The sequence below is a fragment of the Pseudoalteromonas sp. NH0006-46 genome (assembly GCF_057547735.1).
The window spans coordinates 148,256-169,044 of record NZ_BAAJML010000006.1 but is presented as its reverse complement, the minus strand read 5'-3'; the positions used below and the strand labels follow the sequence as shown (position 1 = coordinate 169,044).

Below are 20,789 nucleotides of genomic sequence, written 5' to 3'. Positions count from 1 at the left end.
ATTTATTTTAAAATCCTGCTTAATTGTTACTGCATTATTAATACTGTTAAATTAACCCTAACTGACTATGAGGGTCTGTTGATTTTTAAGAGTTAATAATGCAGCAAAAAATGATTAAAAAGGAACCCTTACAAGCCCTTCCATTAATACTCTGGCGCTTCTGCTCATACTCGCTTTGGTAACTTGCCAGTCGCCATTACTGTTTTTAGCCTCGGCGCCTACTTTTAACGTGCCCGAAGGATGACCAAAGTTCACCTCACTCAATGCGCCGCCACCTGCAGCTAAATTAACTAACGTACCTTCTATAGCCGCTGCAGTGCCAATAGCAACTGCGGCTGTTCCCATCATGGCATGGTGTAATTTACCCATCGACATAGCACGTACTAATAAATTAATACTGCCCGCATCTATGTGTTTACCGCTTGATGCATTATACGCAACAGGCTTAGCAACAAACGCCACTTTAGGTGTGTGCTGGCGGGCTTGTGCCTCATTTATATTAGTAATTAAGCCCATTTTAACAGCGCCATAAGCACGTATTGTCTCAAGCTTTTTTAGCGCATCATCATCGTTATTAATGTCGTCTTGAAGCTCAGTGCCGGTATAACCAATATCTTCAGCATTAATAAAAATAGTTGGAATACCCGCATTGATCATTGTCGCCTTTAGTGTGCCAACATCTGGCACCTCTAAATCGTCCATAACATTACCTGTAGGAAATAAAGCCCCATCCCCATCGGCAGGATCTACAAACTCAAGCTTTACCTCAGCCGCTGGGAACGTAACACCGTCAAGCTCAAAGTCCCCTGTTTCTTGCACTTCGCCATTAGTCATTGGTACATGCACTAAAATGCTTTTTTTAATATTAGCCTGCCACACACGCACAATAGCAATACCATTATCGGGCAAGCGGTTTTTATCAACTAAGCCATTACTAATAGCAAACGCACCCACTGCCGAAGTTAAGTTACCGCAGTTACCGCTCCAATCAACAAAGGCTTTATCAATAGCGACTTGCCCAAATAAATAATCTACATCGTGATTGGCTTGCTCACTTTTACTTAAAATGACCGTTTTGCTGGTGCTTGATGTAGCACCACCCATGCCATCGGTTTGTTTTCCGTAAGGGTCGGGGCTACCAATAACACGAAGTAATAAGTTATCCCGCGCCTCACCTGCCACTTGTGCAGGCTTAGGCAAATCGGTTAAATTAAAAAACACACCTTTACTCGTACCGCCACGCATATAGGTTGCCGGCACTTTTATTTGTGGTTTAAACATTTTAAAAAATCCTTATTACGCATTTGTCGCTTCTAAAAAGTCTTGAGCAAAACGCTGTAATACACCACCAGCAGCATAAATAGAAAGCTCTTCTTGCGTATCTAATCGGCACTTCATTGATGTAGTAACCACCTCGCCGTTTTTACGAGTGATCACCAGCTCTAAAGTTGCCCCCGGTGCTGGAGCGCCTTTTACATCGTAACTTTCACTACCATCTAGGTTAAGTGTTTTACGCGTAGTGCCTGGTGCAAATTCGAGCGGTAAAACCCCCATACCAATTAAATTAGTACGGTGAATACGTTCAAAACCTTCTGCAGCTATCACTTGAACACCGGCAAGCCTAACGCCTTTTGCAGCCCAATCGCGCGACGAGCCTTGCCCGTAATCAGCACCGGCCACAATAATAAGCGGTTGCTTGCGCTCCATGTAGGCTTCGATTGCTTCCCACATACGCGTGTTTTTACCCTCAGGCTCTATGCGTGCGTAGGAGCCTTGCTTAACCTCGCCGTTTTCATCAAGTACCATTTCGTTAAGTAATTTAGGGTTTGCAAACGTGGCACGCTGCGCCGTTAAATGATCACCTCGGTGCGTTGCGTATGAGTTAAAATCTTCTTCTGGCACATTCATTTTAGTCAGGTATTCACCTGCAGCACTGCTTGCCATAATCGCGTTAGAAGGCGATAAATGATCAGTTGTAATATTGTCACCCAATACCGCTAATGCACGCATACCACTCATGGTGCGCTCACCTGCAAGTGCTCCTTCCCAATAAGGCGGGCGGCGAATATAGGTGCTTTGCGCTCGCCAATCGTAAAGAGGGTCGTTGTCTTCACCGTAATCTACGGTTAAGTCAAACATCGGCTCGTACACTTTTTTAAATTGTTCGGGTTTAACGCTTTGCTGAATAACCGCATCAATTTCTTCATCGGTTGGCCATAAATCTTTAAGGGTTACATCATTACCGTGTTGGTCTTGCCCTAAAATATCTTTTTCAATATCAAAACGAATCGTGCCCGCAATCGCATAAGCCACAACCAAAGGCGGTGATGCTAAAAAGGCTTGTTTTGCATAAGGATGAATACGCCCGTCAAAGTTACGGTTACCCGAAAGCACAGCCGTTGTGTATAAATCGCGATCTATTACTTCTTTTTGAATAACAGGGTCAAGTGCCCCACTCATACCATTACAAGTCGTACACGCAAAGCCAACAATACCAAAACCAAGTTGTTCAAGCTCTGGTAATAGCTTTGCATCTTCAAGGTACGATTGCACGGCTTTAGAGCCCGGCGCTAACGACGTTTTAACCCACGGTTTACGCATTAAGCCTTTTGCGTTTGCGTTTCGCGCTAACAAACCTGCCGCAATTACATTGCGCGGATTACTGGTATTGGTACAGCTGGTAATTGCCGCAATAATACACGCGCCGTCTGGCATTAAACCGTCTTCGTTTTCAACAATACCCGAAATACCTTCTTTCGCTAAATCGCTGGTTGAAACACGACGATGTGGGTTAGAAGGCCCCGCAATATTGCGACCAACACTCGATAAATCAAAAGTCAAAACACGCTCGTATTTTGCTGTTTTTAAGCTATCGCTCCAAAGGCCGGCTGTTTTAGCGTAGTTTTCTACAAGCGCTATTTGCTCTTCATCGCGCCCTGTTAAACGTAAATAGTCTATTGTTTTATCGTCGATATAAAACATGGCCGCAGTCGCACCAAATTCTGGCGTCATGTTCGAAATGGTCGCTCTGTCGCCAAGCGTTAGCGCATCGGCGCCTTCACCGTAAAACTCTAAATAGGTAGATACCACACGCTGCTCGCGTAAAAACTCAGTAATCGCTAACACAATATCGGTAGCGGTAATACCTGGTTGGCGAGTACCCGTAAGCTCTACGCCCACAATATCAGGTAAACGAATGTACGACGCGCGGCCAAGCATTACGCTTTCTGCTTCAAGCCCGCCCACACCTACAGCAATAACACCTAACGCATCAACATGCGGGGTGTGGCTGTCGGTACCTACCAAAGTATCGGGGAATGCAATGCCATCGCGGTTTTGAATAACGGGCGACATTTTTTCAAGGTTAATTTGATGCATAATGCCGTTACCAGGCGGGATCACATCAATATTTTTAAAGGCCGTTTTAGTCCAATTAATAAAGTGAAAACGGTCGTCGTTGCGTCTGTCTTCAATGGCACGGTTTTTTTCAAACGCGTCAGGATCAAAACCCGCATGCTCAACCGCTAACGAGTGGTCAACAATTAACTGCGTTGGTACCACAGGATTAACCTTAGACGGATCGCCCCCTTTTGCTGCAATAGCATCGCGCAGGCCTGCTAAATCAACCAAGGCTGTTTGGCCTAAAATATCGTGGCACACCACACGTGCCGGATACCACGGAAAATCTAGATCTTGTTTGCGCTCAATTATTTGGCTAAGTGCATCGGTGAGCATAGCAGGGTCGCAGCGGCGCACTAAGTTTTCGGCAAATACACGTGAGCTGTAAGGAAGAGTAGCATAAGCACCGGGTTTAATAGCATCAACAGCGGCTTGAGTATCGTAGTAATCTACGTTTGAGCCCGCAAGCGGTTTGCGGTACTGAGTATTGTTAATAATGGTCATAATAAAAATTCGCTAATAAGTGACGGGAAATAAAAGGCAAAAAGGTGAGCGTATTGCTCACCTTAGGTTTAACTAATTAGCCTCTTGATTCAATTGGCGTGTAGCTGCGTGCATCTGGCCCTGTGTAATCAGCACTTGGGCGAATAATACGGTTATTAGCACGCTGCTCTTTAACATGTGCTGTCCAACCAGTAACGCGGCTCATTACAAATATTGGCGTAAATAACTTAGTCGGAATATCCATAAAGTGATAAGCCGATGCATGGAAAAAATCAGCATTACAAAATAACTTTTTCTCACGCCACATTACTTCTTCACAACGAACAGACACCGGGTAAAGCACATCATCGCCCACCTCTGCAGCTAATTTTTCAGACCACTTTTTAATAATTACATTACGTGGGTCCGACTCGCGGTAAATAGCGTGGCCAAAGCCCATAATTTTATCTTTGCGCTCAAGCATGCCCATAACTTCTTGCTCAGCGTGCTCTGTACTAGTAAAACCTTCAATCATGTCCATTGCGGCTTCGTTTGCACCACCATGTAATGGGCCACGTAACGTACCAATAGCACCAGTTACACACGAATGAATATCAGACAAAGTAGATGCACACACACGCCCCGTAAATGTAGAGGCATTAAATTCGTGCTCTGCGTATAAAATAAGCGACACATTCATTACCTGTGCAAATAACTCGCTTGGCGCTTTGTCGTGTAATAGCGTTAAAAAGTGTGCGCCTACTGAATCGTCGTCTGTTTGTGTTTCAATACGAACGCCATCGTGTGTAAAACGGTACCAGTAACAAATAATGCTTGGGAACACAGCAACCATACGGTCAATCGCATCGTTTGCTTGGCTAAAATCAAGTTCCATTTCAAGGTTACCCAACATAGAGCAACCCGTACGCATTACATCCATTGGGTGCGCGTCTTTAGGGATATTTTCAAGCACGGTTTTAAGTGCATCTGGCAGGCCACGTAAGCTTTTTAATTTGGCTTTGTACTCAGCTAATTCGCTAGTAGTTGGTAACTCACCGCGTGAAAGTAAAAACGACACTTCTTCAAACTGCGCTTTTTCAGCCAGTTCGCTAATATCGTAACCACAATACGTTAAACCCGAGCCACTTTGCCCTACTGTACACAATGCTGTTTGACCCGCTACTTGTCCGCGTAAACCTGCGCCGCCTAATGCTTTATCTACCATGATCTTCTCCTACCTTAAATTTGTGTGTGTTATCTAATTTAATTATTATTTGTCAGATTTTGATGAAAAAAGGTTATCAAGTGTGTTTTCGTACGTGTGGTAATCTAAAAAGTCGTAAAGTTCAGCACGAGTTTGCATGTTCTCAATTTCGCTTTGCTGCGAGCCTTCATTTAAAATAGCCGAGTACACGTTAAGTGCCGCTTTGTTCATTGCTCTAAACGCACTGAGTGGGTAAAGCACCATTTCAACGCCTACATCACTTAACTGCTCTTTGGTATAAATTGGCGTTTGGCCAAACTCAGTAATATTGGCCAAAATAGGCACGTTTAGCGCATTGGTAAACGCTTGGTAATCGGCAAGGTCGTGCACGGCTTCTGCAAAAATAGCATCAGCACCGGCTTCAACACAGGCTGCTGCACGGTCAATGGCGGCATTTAAGCCTTCTTTTTGAAACGCATCGGTACGCGCCATAATGTAAAAATCGCTATCGGTTTTTGCATCTACCGCCGCTTTAATACGGTCAACCATTTCGCCTTGGCTAACAATTTCTTTGTTTGGACGATGGCCACAACGCTTTTGCGCTACTTGATCTTCTATATGAAAACCCGCCGCACCCGCTTTAGTCATTTCTTTAACGGTACGTGCAATGTTAAATGCCCCGCCCCAACCGGTATCGGCGTCAACAAGTAAAGGTAAATCGCTGGCACCCGAAATACGGCGAATATCTTCCAGCACGTTATCAAGGCTGGTCATACCTAAATCGGGCATACCGTAAGAGGCATTAGCAACACCCGCACCCGATAGGTAAATAGCTTGGTGGCCCATTTTTTCAGCCATCATTGCTGTGTAGGCATTAATAGTACCCACCACTTGTAACGGACGGTTATTAGCAATAGCTTGTTTAAATTTATATCCTGCTGACATGTCATTTCCTCTCTTTGAACGGTTGCTACGTGGAGTAACTTATATTTTTAATCTTTGTATATGACGCTTTAACTATTTTGCTTAGCTTTTAGCGGCTTGTACCAATCTGCATGAATAAACAGTTATTCAGATTGGTATAAATCAAATTTGGTTTGAATATTGGCTTGCGACGCACTGATATGGCGCTTCATTAGCATTTCGGCCAGTTCGCCGTCGTGGTTTTCAATCGCGTTAATAATCGCTAAATGTTCGTCAAACGCTTTTGATACCCGCGGCCCCGCCATACCCATTTGCACGCGGTACATGCGAATTAATTGGTACAGGTCGTTACAAAGCAAATGAATCAAATGTGCGTTTTTACTGCCCTTAATAATGCGGTAATGAAAATCTAAATCGCCCGCCTCTTGGTAGTACGACTCGCCTTCTTTAACGCGCTGCGTTTGTAAATGCTGATTTAGTAATTGTTTTAAGCCTTTAATTTCATCAGGCTCCATATTGTCGGCAGCTAAACGGCAAGCAAGCCCTTCAAGCGAGCTACGTACTTGGTAAACCTCAATTAAACGCTCAGCGGTAAGGGCAACTACACGGCAGCCTACATTGGCTTTACGCTCTACTAAATAGCAGCTTTCTAGGCGGTTTAGCGCCTCACGCAGGGTTGCGCGGCTTACACCGTAACGCTTTGCAAGCTCAGGCTCCGAAATTTTACTACCTTGTGCAATAGTGCCTTCAACAATCTCACGGCGCATGTTTACAAATACCTGATCGGATGCTGTGGTAATAGGCGCTTCGTTTAAAAATGAGTCTGTCATAAGTTAATTTTTTAGATTGTCGACAATTTGTATCGCCATAATGGGCGCATTAAAAAAACATGTCAACCCTAAAACTGTACAAAAAGCCTAAAAAACACCCTTATTGTCGACACTATTATTCTAAAGTATGAGTAAAGTAGTTTATAAATACCTGAAAACCACAAAGTGTCGACAGCACCATATAATCAAGCGAGGTGTTTTTATCACTGAAATTTAGTTATTTAAATGCTAAAATCGCGCTTTATTTTTAATGTACGAGCTAGCGCGTGAACGCCAATACTTTTATTCCTGAGCACTTTATAGACGACGTAAAAACCTATCTACCAAACCACCTAAAGTTAGATGACTTTATAAATGCGTGTCGTCGCCCGCTCAGAAAATCTATCCGCGTTAATACATTAAAAATAACCGTAGAAGACTTTACTAAAAAAGCAGAACAAAAAAATTGGCAACTTACGCCAATTCCTTGGTGTAGCGAAGGCTTTTGGCTAGAACGCCCAATTAGCGAAGAGCAAAACCTAGCCCTAGGCAATACCGACCTACACCTAAGCGGCGCAATGTACGTGCAAGAGGCAAGCTCAATGCTACCGCCAATCGCGCTCAAACAAAGTATACAAACAAGTAACACCGTGCTTGATATGGCGTCGGCGCCGGGTTCTAAAACATCGCAGCTAGCAGCACTAATGAACAACCAAGGCGTGCTAGTAGCAAACGAGCTTTCGTCGTCACGTTTAAAAGTACTCAGTGCCACCTTAAAACGCATGGGCGTGGGTAACTGTGCGCTTTCACACTTTGATGGCATTATATTTGGCAATTACATGTTTGAATGTTTCGATAGCATTTTGCTAGACGCTCCCTGCTCTGGCGAAGGCACGGTACGTAAAGACGCCGATGCACTAAAAAATTGGTCAATCGAATCAAACATTCAAATAGCCCAAGTACAGAAAGATCTAATAAAAAGCGCATTTTACGCGTTAAAACCCGGCGGCACGCTGGTGTATTCTACCTGTACGCTCACCCCGCTCGAAAACCAACAAGTATGCGAATTTTTACTTGAAGAATTTGGCGAGTTTATAGCGCCCGAGTCACTCAGGGATTTATTTCCGGGGGCCGACAAAGCAACAACGACCGAGGGCTATTTGCACATATGGCCGCAAACATACGACAGCGAAGGCTTTTTTATTGCTAAATTTAAAAAGCATGCAAGTTGTAACAACCCAAATCAAACAGTCAAAAAAGGCGCGTTTCCGTTTACTGAGTTTGATAAAAAACCAACAACCGCGTTTATGAGCGAGCTTAAAAAGCACTTTGGTTTAACAAGCCTACCCGGTACATTAATGCAACGCGACAAAGAACTGTGGCTATTCCCACAGGGGTTTGATGCCATTCAAAACAAAATTAAATATGCCCGCTTAGGTATTCAAATAGGCATTATTCATAAAAATGGTGTAAGGCTCACTCACGAATTTGCCACCGTGTTAGGTAACGCGTGCAAAACCAACACGTACGCGCTTAATAGCGAACAAGCAAACGACTATTTTAATGGTAAAGATGTACGATTAGCCGAGCCCACAAAAGAGCTGGGCGAAGTTGTATTAACATTATGCGGCTGCCCCATTGGGCTGGGAAAGTGGCAAAAAAATAAGATCAAAAACTCACTTCCACGCGATCTTGTTCAAAATGCACAGTTAATAACGTGGGAGTAAACACGCATAAATTGCGTATAAAATGTGCACAACATAGTTAAGTAACTGTATTTGCTGCAGTATAAAAAACAACCAAAAAATATGTAATTTTAAGAGCTTTGGCTATACTTAAAATACTTTCAACTTCTCCCTATGAATTAGAAAGTTTTTTGTTAGCGCAAGGCTCAAAAGAGCCCGTTATAGCCCAGAGTTTCCCTAAATCACTCTGGGCATTTTTTTGTCTACTTAAATACACCAGTGAAATAAAATTCACAAAGGGTCGCTCTGTGATCAATTAGTAATCAAGTAATTTAATCACCACCGAGAAGACAAGGAGAAGTAATCTAAGAGCTGGTAAATAATTTGGATTTAACTACGTTTATCTCTGTGTAGCGCGCAGCGCCTCGGTGTTCTCGGTGGTCATATTTTATTTATTAGTAACAAGATGCCGCGCTTCAACGTGAGCAAGCAAAACGTCTACAAAGCAAAGTCAATTTTACACCGTAGACGCGCAGATTGCTCACGCAAGTTATTAATAATTAATTAAATATTCACAAAGAGGTTAAGAGACGCCCCGCTTTAGAGAAGTGATTTAGTGATTAAATAATAAACAGCATTACTATCTTAATGTTTTCTCGTTTACTTCTCATTCGCTTCTCTTTGTGCAAATGATCTTTTAAAAAGAAGCTTCGCTTCTAACGTGAGCAAGCTCAACGTCTACAAAACTAACTTAAACTTTACAGCGTAGACGCGCAGATTGCTGGCGTATAAAAGCAACGCTTTTACATATCTATAAATAAAGTGCCAGCGAGCAAGACGCCTACAGTAAATCAACACCGTACATTGCTAAGTGATGTTGTCACCACCGAGAAGTGAAGGAGAATACAAGGAGTAGTAATTTAAGGGCAGGTAAATAATTTGGATTTAAATATATTTTTCTCTGTGTAACGCGCAGCGCCTCTGTGTTCTCTGTGGTTATATTTTATTTATAAATAACAAGAAGCTACGCTTCTAACGTGAGCAAGCTCAACGTCTACAAAGCAAAGTCAAACTTTACAGCGTAGACGCGCAGCTTGCTGGCGTTTAAAAGCAACGCTTTTACATATCTATAAATAAAGTGCCAGCGAGCAAGACGCCTACAGTAAATCAACACCGTACATTGCTAAGTGATGTTGTCACCACCGAGCAGTGAAGGAGAATACAAGGAGAAGTGACTACCAAATTACTTGTGTTTCCTCTGTGTAGCGCGCAGCGCCTTAGTGTTCTCGGTGGTAGTATTTTATTTGTACCCTGCGCTTTAAAGAAATGACGAATAAAGTTATTAAACAGCTTGGCTAGTGTCTTCTCATTTTGTTCTCTTTGTGCAAATGGTCTTTCAAAAAGAAGCTGCGCTTCTAACGTGAGCAAGCTCAACGTCTACAAAACTAACTTAAACTTTACAGCGTAGACGCGCAGCTTGCTGGCGTTTAAAAGCAACGCTTTTACATATCTATAAATAAAGTGCCAGCGAGCAAGGCGCCTACAGTAAATCAATACGGTACATTGCTAAGTGATTTTGTCACCACCGAGAAGTAAAGGAAAATACTAGCAGAAGCAACTGACCATTACTTATTTTTTCTCTGTGTGGCGCGCAGCGCCTCAGTGTTCTCTGTGGTTATATTTTATTTATAAATAACAAGAAGCTGCGCTTCTAAAGTGAGCAAGCAAAACGTCTACAAATAAATACAAGCAATTTCGATCTAATCTCTTGGGTATGGTTTTAGATCTAATAACTGTAATCTGAAATCTAACATCTAAGATCTTTCCCTAACAAACCTATTTACACTGTTTTTTAAACATCCAACTGGTTCTGACGGGATCAAAATGAGCGCCAAATTTAAGCGACAAACATAAAATAGGTAAAGCATCTACTTGCTTAGCTATGTCAAAAGCGCGTGAAAACTTATGGCCATGCTTAGCTGCTAACTTAAGCTCGTTAACATATAACGCTTTATATTTTGGAGGGAGTTGTTGCCAGTTCATCAGTGCTATTTCTATCACGCCTAAATGAACATCAATTTTATAAGGGCCCACGCGTTTAGCGTGTTCAATATACTCAAACACACGATCGGTTGGCCCTTCTTGGTAACTCACTACCTTAGCCAACGCAATCCAGGTTTCGGCCCAAGTTTGCCTATATTTAACCGACTCAAGCAGCCTAGCTTCTGCTTGTTTTAACACACGTAAATTATGCGCTATTGCCTCATCTGTATTTGCCGGGTTTAATTGCAGCAACTTAACATGCGCAAAAACTTCATGGTAATGAGGGTGTGTAGGGTCAAGTTCACTAGCAAGGCTAATAGCGGTTTGTGCAAGCTCAATATTTAACGTGTTATCAGCTTGGCTATTTAGCCCCTGCAGCGTATTTTTAGCATTAAAAAACCACGCATTAGCGCGCATACTATTAATACTACTTACACAAACACCCACAGTAATTAGCGCAAGTAAAATTACCTGCACTATTTTAATCGCTTTGTTTGGCTTGGCTGCAATATTACTCATTAACCGCACCGTTTAGCGCACCATTAAGCGCATCGTTAAATAAACTTTGGGTTAAACGCAGTGGGTTTGTATAAAACAACGCCTCTGCTTGCTCGGCCCCTATTAAATCGCTAATAATACTTTTTGCCTTACTTAAAATAGGCGGCCTACGTTTAACCGAATGGGCATCACTTGCAACGTAAGTCACTAACCCATTTTTAAGCATATCGAGGCTAATAGTTTGCGCCTGTTCGCCCCACTCGCCTTCAATGCTTGAAGCCGTTAACTGAAATTCACAGCCCAATTGCCTTAAGCGCTCTATGTAAAAAGGCTTAGCTTGTATATCGCGGTTACGCTCTGGGTGCGGAATAATAGTTTTAATATTTTGCTTAGCCAACCAACTAATAAACTTGTCAAACCCTTGTGGTACATGCGAATGTGGTAACTCAAGCAACACGTAATTAGCGCCATTTACATTACCAATAAACGGCAGCTTTTTGCTCATAACTAAAGTCATTAGCTCTACATCTAGCCTAACCTCTGCGGCTACTGCTAGTTGTACATTAATATTTGCATCACTGGCGGCGTGTTTTAAATTAGCTAGGTCGTCGTAAATGTGCGAAGCCGCATTATTAAAGCGGCCTAAGTGAATATGCGGGGTAGCTACCATATGGGTTATACCATCGGCTTGTGCCATGGTTAAAAGCGCTAAAGACTCGGTTAAGTCTTTAGCGCCATCGTCAAGCCCAGGTAATATGTGGGAATGTATATCTATCATAATAACCGTTAATTACGACTTTTCAGATTGCTGAGTGTAATCGTAATAGTCATAGTAGCCATAATTATGTTCTTCTTTCGACTTGGTTATATCTACTTGGTTAACAACAACCCCAGCAATATGCGCTTTAGACTCAAACAAACGCTCAATGCCCGCTTTAATAGGTTTAATGCGCGTTAAATCGGCTTTAACAACATAAATAACCGAATCGGTATTTTGTGCTATTACTAATGCGTCACTCACCGCTTGGGTAGGAGGTGTATCAATAATTATATGGTCGTAGGTTTGTTTTAAGCTTACCAGTAACTCATTAAATTGGTTGCTCGAAAGCAGCTCTAACGGGTTACCCGGTATTTGGCCGCTAGGCATAATAGTCACGCCCGACTGCTCGTCTATGTGTATACATTCGCTTAATTGTTCAGTCCCCACAATTAGGTTACTTAACCCTGGGTGAAATACCGGTATATCAAAGCGTTTTGCAATACTGGGTTTACGTAAATCGCCATCAATTAATAATACTTTACCCATTTGCGCAAGCGACATCGCTAAATTGGTCGACGTAGTTGTTTTACCCTCACCCGGCGAGCTAGACGTAACCGCAATAACTTTGTGCTCACGGTCGAGCTGGGTTAACAGTAAACTGGTACGAAACGTACGTACCGACTCGGCAAAACGCCTGTAATGCTCGTCAAAATAGGCATGAATACCAAATACACTATTTTTAGGCACTTTAACAAACGGTAAAATACCCAACATACGTTGCGCTAGTTTGTTTTCAACGTCGTTTTTGTTTTTAATAGTGTCGTTAAGTGCATCAAACACAAAACTCATTACCACAGCAAAACCAAAGCTTGCCACAAACGCTAAAACCACAATCAGTTTTTTGTTTGGTTTACTTGGATCTTTTGGTGCGTATGCGCGGTCGGTAAAACGGGCCGCTGCCGAGCTAAAGTCGCTAGTTACTTCGGTTTCGCGTGAGCGCGATAAAAAAGTATTAAATATATTACGGTTAGTTTCAACTTCGCGTTTAAGCTGGTTGTAGGCGGTTTCTTTACGCGTTATTTCTTGGTATTCGGCGCGTATTTTAACTAAGTCGGCTTCAAGGGCGCTAACGGTGCGCGTAATACGGTTTAGCTCTTTTTCTATGCCGGTAATCAGGCCTTTAATTTGCTTATTTAAGTTACTTTTAACCGTAGCAAGCTCCGCATTTGCCGATATTATTTTAGGGTGCTTAGGGCCGTAAACTTCGCTAAGTTCACTTACTTTACGCTCTACTAAAATAACTTCGCGTTTTACATCTTGCACCACTTTGTGCGATGTAATTTCGGGCATGCTGCCCAGTAAATCTAAATTGTTATTACCGTATTCACTTATTACACGGTTAATACTTTGTAGGTTATTTTTTTCGGTGCGGGCAGTTACTAATTGCTCAGACGTTTGCTCAAGCTCTTGGGTTACTAAACCCGCAATACCTTCAATATCTACCAGTTTTTGCGCTTCACGGTAGGCTTGAAGTTTTTCTTCAGAGTCGTCAAGTTGCACACGTAACTGAAACAAACGCGTATTTAACCAGCTAGACGCTTGCTGAGTAATGCCCATTTTAGCGCGCATTTGGCTTTCTATGTACACTTCGCCCACGGTATTAGCCACTAAAGCGGCAAGCTTTGGGTCGCTCGACTCAAAACTCACTTTAACTAGTTGGGTTTTACGTACAGGCGAAACGGTTAACCTTTCTTTAAATACCTCAAGCAAGCCAAGCATTTGTAAATCTTGTTGTTCTTGCTCAGTAAGTTGTTGCTGATCAGCTTTATTTAAAAAAGGAAACAACCCTTTTACAAAACCAGTGGCCTCACCAATAAAAGAAGACTTAGGGATAAAATCAGCATGGGCTTTTAAATCAAGCTTAGTAATTACCTCGCGGGCAATACTGTCCGACTTAATAACTTCAAACTGGGTAAGGTAGTATTCTTTTTTAGATGAGTCGAGCCCGTAAACTTCATCAAAGCTTACTGCTTTGCTTTGTTCGGCCTCAATTAATAATGTAGCGGTTGCGGTATAACGTGGTATTAGCGTTAACGTTACCATAATAGTTAACAAAGTAACTACTAGCGAAAAGCTTAAAATACGCCATTTGTTGCGCTTTATAACAGTTAAGTAAGCACTTAAATCTATTACTTCTTCGCTTTGTGGGTTTTCGTTTATTTGGTTCATTTATTACTGCCCTAACAATTGCTTAAAACAAGCGCTGTTCTATTTTTATTGTATCGCCCGCTGCAATTTGGCTATTTAAATTACCTTTTTGTTGCTGCTGCTTTGTTTGCTCTTTAAATATGTATATTTTATCAAGCGATGCTCGCTCGGTTAAACCACCGGCTAGTGCTACGGCTTGGTTTACTGTCATCGTGGGTTGGTAAGGGTATGCGCCAGGGCTTTTAACTTCGCCATGTATATAAAATGGGCGGTACTCAGTAACTTGTACATATACGTTTGGGTTTACAAGGTAGTCGGGCTTTAAACCTTGGGTAATTAAGTTTTCAACTTGCGTTGTACTTAAACCGGCCAATTTAATTTTACCTAAAAATGGGTAACTTACTTCTCCGCTGTTACCCAATAACGCGGTTACTTCTAGGTCGGGCTGGCCAAATACTTTTATTTCTACCTTGTCGCCCGCGCCTAAAACGTAATCTTGCGCAGCATGCGCAAGATTACCCATTACTAAATTTATAAATAAACCAGTAATAAAAATACCAAATTTCATTAATTAGCCTTCAGTGCAAATGTAAAGTTAATGCCTACAACCATGCGGTCAAACTTTAGTGCGTCTTGGGTTGAGTCTTTATCAATAAAGTCAACATAAGTCGAAACCATACCAAAGCTGTTTGTGGTATAGCTTACTGCAAAGTTAGCATTGCTGGTTTTGTCTTTACGGCCAATTTCACCTACGTATTTTTCATCGGTGTACGACAGCCCAGCACTTGTGCTTAGCTGGTCGTTCCAATCGTGTGTCCATGTTGCACGGTATACACTTTCACGAATGTAATCGCCTTCAACTAGCGGGTCTTTTGCGGCGCGGCTAGTACTAAAGTCAACAAACGAGTAACTAAGTGGCTGCCAAGTAACGCCCGCTTCCCAGCTAATACCGCTAAAGTTTTCACGCTGCGGTGCTACAAAATCCTTTTTTTGGTAACCTAATTTTACCGAGCCCGATGTAAGTGCAGTTGCATCCCACTCCATACCAAATAACACTTTTACGTCGTCTGAGTCACGGCTTATACCATTAGCGTCAACCACATCGTAGCGGTAGTCTTCTTGTTTTAGCTCTAAAAAGGTACGTGTAGCGGCTTGTGTATTGTAGTAACCAACAATACCTAGAGTTGTTCTGTCGTAATCACGAAACTGCGAAATAGCCCTAAAGTTTTGGTATTTTTTATTAAAAACCCCACCCATTAATGCCACTTGCGCTTTTGAACTTTCGGCGCCAAATTCGTAGCGGCCATTTAAGCTTTGTTGTTGATATTCAACCAGTTCGTCTACCGCATCGCCTAGGCCTTCGGTTAAACCGCTACCACGTGGCTCAAACAACCAATCGGCTGTGGCGTTAAAGTCAAGCCTGTGCTTACTGGTAAATTCGTTATGGGTTGTAGCACTTAAATTAACTTGGGTAAAGTTATCGGCGCTGTCTTTATTGTGTATGCTAGTGCTAGTTGCAACGTTAAAGTTATAGTAGTTAACACCGTCTTCTATTAATGCATCAACATTTGGCGCTATAGTCCAAATTAAACGCGACTCTTCGTCGGTTGGGGTACTAAAAAAGTTATCGTTACTGCTAATACCCGTGGTTAACGTAGGCGTAATTTGTGCGCCATCTTTGGTCATAACACTGCCCGGGTTTAGCGCTGCCATGGCAGGTGTTGCTATACCCATACCTGCAACTAGTAGTAAACCTTTAACGGGGTTAGTAAGCGTTTGCATTTTTAAATCCCTTAAATATTGTTAAAAAAATAATTTTTATATCAAACCATAACGACCAATGCTTAATGTAATGTAAATCGTACTCTACACGCTTGGTCATTTTGTTTAAGGTGTCGGTTTCGCCCCGCCACCCATTAATTTGTGCCCAACCAGTAATTCCCGGCTTTGCTTTATGCCTAAACATATAAAAGTCGACCTTTTTACGGTATTCCTCGTTATGGGCTACTGCGTGCGGGCGTGGCCCAACAATCGACATATCGCCTTTTAATACATTTATAAACTGGGGTAGCTCGTCTAAGCTAGTGCGGCGTAAAAAACCACCTAAAGGTGTTACACGTGCATCGTTTTTAGTGGCTTGCGTAACAATATGGCTGTTTTCGGTCACGCTCATAGAGCGGAACTTCCACACTTTAATTTTTTTGCCATCAAGCCCGTAGCGGTCTTGCTTAAATATAACAGGCCCTTTTGACGTTATTTTTACAGCAGCAGCAATAACCACTAAAAGCGGCGAAATAAGTAATAAAATAAGGCTGGCTACTATTATATCTTCAGTGCGTTTAATAAATTCGTGCGCGCCAATAAAAGGCGACTCAAACACACTTAATGTGTCTACCTCACCAACGTGTTCTATACGCGCATGTATTAAGTTCGAAAGCAAGAAATCGGGTATTATATGTACATCTACCGTTGTATCGCCCAACTGTTTTAAAATATCAGCAATGCGTTTTTCGGCCTTTAATGGCAGTGCAATATAAAGTATGTCAATCTCGCCCGCTTTTGCGGCATCAACAGCCGTTTGTATACTGCCTTCAACACTATTTATAGCCAGCTTGTCGCTTAGGCGCTCTGGCTTACGGTCGTCAAAAAAGCCTTTAAATTTAAAGCCGAGCTCGTCGTTATTATCTATTTCGGTAAATAAGTACGCACCACTTTCGGTAGCCCCTACAATGGCAACGTTGCGTAAGTTCATACCTAGCTTACGGCGGTTACGCTTGTACAAAAACACCGTTAAGCGCCATGCATATAAAAACAGCGTGCTACATAAAAACCAAACGCCTAAACCAATGCGCGAATAGGTTTCGGTAAATTTAAACATAAACGAAATTACAAACAGGCATAAAAACGCAATAGTTAACGACCCCCATGCACACAACACCATGCTTCTAAACTTACCCGCTCGCCACGAACGATAAGCCGAAAACAATTCGGCGCAATACATGTAAGCCACAGCAACAAAAAGCACTGCAACCAAGTAGGCAGTATTAAAGGTAAATGAATAAATAAGGGAAGAAAGCTGAAACGCTAAAAAAAGGCAAAGTAAGTCAAACAATCGATAAAAATTGGCATCAGAAGAGCCCGAAGGCTTAAACGTCCTTGAAGTAACCACACTAAAGTCCCTCTAGTTTTGTATAAATTTGTAAACATTAAGCTACCGTTAATATAAATCATTAATCAGTTATATACAATAAAAATAAGCCAAAACACCTAGCTAATTAGTATTAAAAAACTAAGGTGCTTTTAACTTATTAAATTAATTAACAAAAGTAAAAAATAAATTTATATTTATAAAAAATGAATTTTTATCCTTATTTAGCATAAAAATAACATTATAAAACAGCTTAACTTAGCTAACCGTATGCTCTACGTAGCTTTGTACTTTGTTAAGTACATTTAAAGCCAGTGCTTTTGCATTGCTTGCATTACTGCTTTCGGTGTAACAACGTAGCTCGGGCGCATTACCCGAAGGGCGTAAATGTATTATGTCGCCACTGGTTAAAGTTAACCTTACCCCATCGGTAGTATCTACTTTACTTACGCTGTATTCGTTTAAGCATAATGTAACCATTAGCTCAGCTTGGTTGTTTTTACCTAACTCAATTAATGGGGCCGATTGCGCTTTGGTAATATTTTTTAATCGATCACTGTAATTAAAACGCTGCGGCAATAAGCTATTTAAATCAGATAAATTAGCTCCGTTAGCTAATGTTAACGTTGCCAAAACAGGTAATACCGCATCACGTGTAGGCAAACTAATTAATGGCTTATTATCAATAAAAATATTAGCCGCCAACAAAAACCCGCCATTGGCTTCAAAACCCGCAACAGCAGAATAGTTATTCATTAAATCGGCAAAGGCCGCTATTACATACGGCGAGCCTATTTTTGTGCGTTTTACGGTATTAAAGTAGCCAGTTAATTCAACCGAGCTAGTACAACTAACCGGAATAACTAACGCCTCAATATTTAAGCTTTTAGCTGCCAATAAACATAAAGCATCGCCTGTAAAGTAGTCGCCGTTTTCGTCAGCTAATAAGGGCCTGTCGCCGTCGCCATCGGTCGAAAAAAGTGCATCTAACTTATACTCACTTGCCCACTTGCGGGCTTGTTCGCGGTCGGTTTCGGCTACGGCTTCGGTGTCTATGGGTACAAATTCATCGCTATAACCTAAGCATACAACGTCGGCGCCAAGTGCTTTAAATAAAACGGGGTATAAGTCTCGGCCAGCGCTTGAATGCTGATAAATACCAATTTTTTTATTTTTTAATAAATCACTGGCGTATACATCTAAGTAACGCTTTATGTATAAATCGAATGCGCGGGTATCGGCATTAGGCAAAGGTAAAAGGTCACTATTCTCAACAGGTACGTTGGCACTTATAATGGCTATTTCGTCTTGCTTGGTTATTTCACCGGTGTTTGTGTAAAACTTTAGCCCGTTACGGTCAAACGGTATATGGCTGCCGGTAACCATAATGGCAGGTACCTGTGCAATTTGTGCAGTATAAGCCAGTGCAGGCGTGGGTATAACACCAAAGTAGTCAACCTCAATACCGGCTTGTGTAGCCGCACTAATACACGCTTGCGCCATAGCTGGGCTGCTCGGCCTATTATCAATCGCAATCGCAATGCGTTTTACATTGTTTTGCGTACTTAAAAATGCCAACGTAAACGCAAAACATACCTCGTTTGTGAAATTGGTAACTAAGCCACGTGCGCCCGATGTACCAAACTCTATCCCGCTTTGTTCAATAATAACCGAACTATCCATAGTACCCTCTAATATACAAATTTATTAAGATCGACCGTAACGATCTTCAAAACGAACAATGTCGTCTTCACCTAGGTAAGAGCCCGACTGAACCTCTATTAGCTCTAGGTCTACTTTGCCTGGGTTTTCGAGCGCATGTACAGCCGTTATAGGAATATAAACCGATTCGTTCTCGGTTAAATATTGTTCTTGCCCATCTAAATGTACTTTGGCAGTACCCGAAACCACAATCCAGTGTTCAGCACGGTGGTGGTGCATTTGCACCGACAACTTAGCACCGGGTTTAACCGTAATGCGCTTAACCTGAAAACGCTCACCGCAATCAACCGAGTCGTATTTACCCCAAGGGCGGTATACTTCACGATGAAACTTAACCTCTGGGCGTTGCTCATTTTTAAGTTGTTGAACAATGGCTTTTACTTTTTGCGACTCGTTTTTATTGGCAACTAAAACGGCGTCTTTAGTGTTTACAATAACTAAGTTTTCAACACCTACGGTGGCAACCAGTTTGTCTTCACCAAATACTAAAGTATTTTTGGTATCAACCGCTTTTACATCGCCTTTAAACGCATTGCCGTTTTCGTCTTGTTGCGATACTTCCCATAATGCTTCAAAACCGCCTACGTCGTTCCAGCCGGCGTCCATAGGCACTACAACGGCATCTTTTGTGTGTTCCATTACTGCGTAATCAATCGACTCGTCGGGGCATTGTTCAAATGCGGCTTTGTCTACTCGTACAAAGTCCATGTCGTCGTTTTGTACTTGCATGGCTTGTTCGCACGCGTTGTAAATATCGGGCCTGAATGCTTTTAGCTCTTGCAAATAACGGCTTGCCTTAAATAAAAACATACCACTGTTCCAGTAGTAGTCACCACTTTTAATATAGGTATTAGCGGTCGCTAAATCGGGCTTTTCAACAAAGCGTTCAACCACAAAACCTGCTTGGTATTGCTCGCCTCGTTTAATGTAGCCATAACCGGTTTCGGGCTTGTTGCCTACAGTACCAAAAGTTACTAACTTACCCTGCTCAGCAAGTGCGGCTGCTTGGGTAACACTTTGCTGAAATGCAGCTGTGCTTTCAATAACATGGTCGGCAGCTAGCACAAGTAATAGCGGGTCTTGCTTGTTTTCAACGGCTTTAAATGCAGCTAAGGCAATAGCCGGTGCGGTATTGCGCCCTACTGGCTCTAAAAAAATACCCGAATGCTCAACATTTAATTGCCTAACTTGCTCGGCGGCTATAAAACGGTGTTCTTCGTTACAAATAAGCATGGCGGGTGCATGGTCAATACCGCTTAAACGGCTAATGGTTTGTTGCAGCATTGTATGGTTTGAGCCATCAAGCGCTAAAAACTGTTTTGGGTAATTACCACGCGAAAGCGGCCATAAACGTGTACCAGAACCACCGGCCATAATAACAGGTAAAATCATAATTATTCCTTTGTATATTTTACAGTTTGCAATCACTGCTATTGTTGCTTAATGACTCAAAATACCATTTAGTATGTTTATGTACTGCGGTGTCGTTAAGTAAATCGTTAATTTCAAACCATTTGTAACCATTATGTTGTACATCCATTGGTAGGTTACTTAGGGGTTGTGTCAGTTTTATAACAAACGAAATAGCCACGTAGTGGGTAGTAAACTCGTTACCAAATACATTGTCGTCGTAAAAATGGTCATACGGGCCCTGCAACGTTGCTTGTTCAATAGCAAACTCAGTACCTAACTCGTCAAGGGTTAAGCGTTTAAATGCATCAGCTAAGCTTTCGTTTTTTAAAATTCGCCCGCCAGGTACAAACCAAAACCCTTTTGCGGGGCGGTTTAAACGCTGCCCTAAAAGAGCTTGGCCATCTGGGTTAATTACCACTAAGTCAATAGATACAAGCGGGCTACTTTTTATAACCGTGCTAAACGTTTGTTTATCTAAAAACATGTAACAACC

At 42.0% G+C, this 20,789-nt stretch carries 15 protein-coding genes; 1 reads left to right on the top strand and 14 read right to left on the bottom strand.

What is annotated here, in order from left to right; genetic code table 11:
- Positions 1-114: 114 nt before the first annotated feature.
- The 5 genes from prpF to AC27I2_RS13125 form a co-directional block, all read right to left on the bottom strand.
- Positions 115-1,281 carry a 2-methylaconitate cis-trans isomerase PrpF gene (gene prpF / locus AC27I2_RS13145; RefSeq protein ID WP_487204519.1) on the bottom strand — a complete coding sequence of 389 codons (1,167 nt, stop codon included), beginning with the start codon at positions 1,279-1,281 and terminating at the stop codon, positions 115-117.
- A gap of 15 nt (positions 1,282-1,296) precedes the next feature.
- A complete protein-coding gene (acnD, locus tag AC27I2_RS13140; protein WP_487204518.1) occupies positions 1,297-3,903 on the bottom strand; it encodes a Fe/S-dependent 2-methylisocitrate dehydratase AcnD in 2,607 nt (868 codons plus the stop codon).
- A gap of 76 nt (positions 3,904-3,979) precedes the next feature.
- Positions 3,980-5,107, bottom strand: a complete 1,128-nt coding sequence (gene prpC / locus AC27I2_RS13135) for a bifunctional 2-methylcitrate synthase/citrate synthase (RefSeq protein ID WP_487204517.1) — start codon at positions 5,105-5,107, stop codon at positions 3,980-3,982.
- A 45-nt stretch (positions 5,108-5,152) separates the two neighbouring features.
- On the bottom strand, positions 5,153-6,031 hold the full coding sequence (prpB, locus tag AC27I2_RS13130) for a methylisocitrate lyase (protein ID WP_487204516.1): 879 nt from the start codon (positions 6,029-6,031) through the stop codon (positions 5,153-5,155).
- 122 nt (positions 6,032-6,153) lie between these two features.
- Positions 6,154-6,840, bottom strand: a complete 687-nt coding sequence (locus AC27I2_RS13125) for a GntR family transcriptional regulator (protein ID WP_058405451.1) — start codon at positions 6,838-6,840, stop codon at positions 6,154-6,156.
- A 266-nt stretch (positions 6,841-7,106) separates the two neighbouring features.
- Here AC27I2_RS13125 and rsmF point away from each other — a divergent pair, with 266 nt between their 5' ends.
- Positions 7,107-8,546, top strand: coding sequence for a 16S rRNA (cytosine(1407)-C(5))-methyltransferase RsmF (gene rsmF / locus AC27I2_RS13120; protein WP_487204515.1), 1,440 nt, complete (start codon positions 7,107-7,109; stop codon positions 8,544-8,546).
- 1,794 nt (positions 8,547-10,340) lie between these two features.
- Here rsmF and AC27I2_RS13115 read toward each other — a convergent pair.
- The 9 genes from AC27I2_RS13115 to AC27I2_RS13075 form a co-directional block, all read right to left on the bottom strand.
- On the bottom strand, positions 10,341-11,066 hold the full coding sequence (locus AC27I2_RS13115) for a VpsP family polysaccharide biosynthesis protein (protein ID WP_487204514.1): 726 nt from the start codon (positions 11,064-11,066) through the stop codon (positions 10,341-10,343).
- Positions 11,059-11,823, bottom strand: coding sequence for a tyrosine-protein phosphatase (locus AC27I2_RS13110; RefSeq protein ID WP_487204513.1), 765 nt, complete (start codon positions 11,821-11,823; stop codon positions 11,059-11,061). The genes AC27I2_RS13115 and AC27I2_RS13110 overlap by 8 nt, the downstream gene beginning before the upstream one ends.
- Positions 11,824-11,835: 12 nt before the next feature.
- Entirely contained in the window at positions 11,836-14,034 is a 2,199-nt protein-coding gene (locus tag AC27I2_RS13105) for a GumC family protein (RefSeq protein WP_487204512.1), read from the bottom strand.
- A 22-nt stretch (positions 14,035-14,056) separates the two neighbouring features.
- Positions 14,057-14,581, bottom strand: coding sequence for a polysaccharide biosynthesis/export family protein (locus tag AC27I2_RS13100; protein ID WP_487204511.1), 525 nt, complete (start codon positions 14,579-14,581; stop codon positions 14,057-14,059).
- Complete coding sequence (locus AC27I2_RS13095; RefSeq protein WP_487204510.1) at positions 14,581-15,795, bottom strand: outer membrane beta-barrel protein; 1,215 nt, start codon at positions 15,793-15,795, stop codon at positions 14,581-14,583. Before AC27I2_RS13095 ends, AC27I2_RS13100 begins: the two co-directional genes overlap by 1 nt.
- Positions 15,779-17,182 (bottom strand): undecaprenyl-phosphate glucose phosphotransferase, encoded by a 1,404-nt coding sequence (locus AC27I2_RS13090; RefSeq protein WP_487204509.1) that lies wholly within the window; start codon positions 17,180-17,182, stop codon positions 15,779-15,781. Before AC27I2_RS13090 ends, AC27I2_RS13095 begins: the two co-directional genes overlap by 17 nt.
- 237 nt (positions 17,183-17,419) lie before the next feature.
- Positions 17,420-18,844: a phosphomannomutase gene (locus AC27I2_RS13085; protein WP_487204508.1), complete on the bottom strand. Its 1,425-nt coding sequence runs from the start codon at positions 18,842-18,844 to the stop codon at positions 17,420-17,422.
- Positions 18,845-18,868: 24 nt separating this feature from the next.
- Positions 18,869-20,275 carry a mannose-1-phosphate guanylyltransferase/mannose-6-phosphate isomerase gene (locus tag AC27I2_RS13080; protein WP_487204507.1) on the bottom strand — a complete coding sequence of 469 codons (1,407 nt, stop codon included), beginning with the start codon at positions 20,273-20,275 and terminating at the stop codon, positions 18,869-18,871.
- Between the two features lie 19 nt (positions 20,276-20,294).
- Positions 20,295-20,780 (bottom strand): GDP-mannose mannosyl hydrolase, encoded by a 486-nt coding sequence (locus AC27I2_RS13075; protein ID WP_487204506.1) that lies wholly within the window; start codon positions 20,778-20,780, stop codon positions 20,295-20,297.
- Between the last annotated feature and the right edge of the window lie 9 nt (positions 20,781-20,789).

Excerpts from the sequence above, each read along its gene's own strand:
- AC27I2_RS13100 (WP_487204511.1), bottom strand. The coding sequence starts at position 14,581 with ATGAAATTTGGTATTTTTATTACTGGTTTATTTATAAATTTAGTAATG.
- AC27I2_RS13075 (WP_487204506.1), bottom strand. The coding sequence starts at position 20,780 with ATGTTTTTAGATAAACAAACGTTTAGCACGGTTATAAAAAGTAGCCCG.
- prpF (WP_487204519.1), bottom strand. The coding sequence starts at position 1,281 with ATGTTTAAACCACAAATAAAAGTGCCGGCAACCTATATGCGTGGCGGT.
- acnD (WP_487204518.1), bottom strand. The coding sequence starts at position 3,903 with ATGACCATTATTAACAATACTCAGTACCGCAAACCGCTTGCGGGCTCA.
- AC27I2_RS13085 (WP_487204508.1), bottom strand. The coding sequence starts at position 18,844 with ATGGATAGTTCGGTTATTATTGAACAAAGCGGGATAGAGTTTGGTACA.
- AC27I2_RS13095 (WP_487204510.1), bottom strand. The coding sequence starts at position 15,795 with ATGCAAACGCTTACTAACCCCGTTAAAGGTTTACTACTAGTTGCAGGT.
- AC27I2_RS13115 (WP_487204514.1), bottom strand. The coding sequence starts at position 11,066 with ATGAGTAATATTGCAGCCAAGCCAAACAAAGCGATTAAAATAGTGCAG.
- AC27I2_RS13110 (WP_487204513.1), bottom strand. The coding sequence starts at position 11,823 with ATGATAGATATACATTCCCACATATTACCTGGGCTTGACGATGGCGCT.
- prpC (WP_487204517.1), bottom strand. The coding sequence starts at position 5,107 with ATGGTAGATAAAGCATTAGGCGGCGCAGGTTTACGCGGACAAGTAGCG.
- prpB (WP_487204516.1), bottom strand. The coding sequence starts at position 6,031 with ATGTCAGCAGGATATAAATTTAAACAAGCTATTGCTAATAACCGTCCG.
- AC27I2_RS13080 (WP_487204507.1), bottom strand. The coding sequence starts at position 20,275 with ATGATTTTACCTGTTATTATGGCCGGTGGTTCTGGTACACGTTTATGG.
- AC27I2_RS13125 (WP_058405451.1), bottom strand. The coding sequence starts at position 6,840 with ATGACAGACTCATTTTTAAACGAAGCGCCTATTACCACAGCATCCGAT.
- AC27I2_RS13105 (WP_487204512.1), bottom strand. The coding sequence starts at position 14,034 with ATGAACCAAATAAACGAAAACCCACAAAGCGAAGAAGTAATAGATTTA.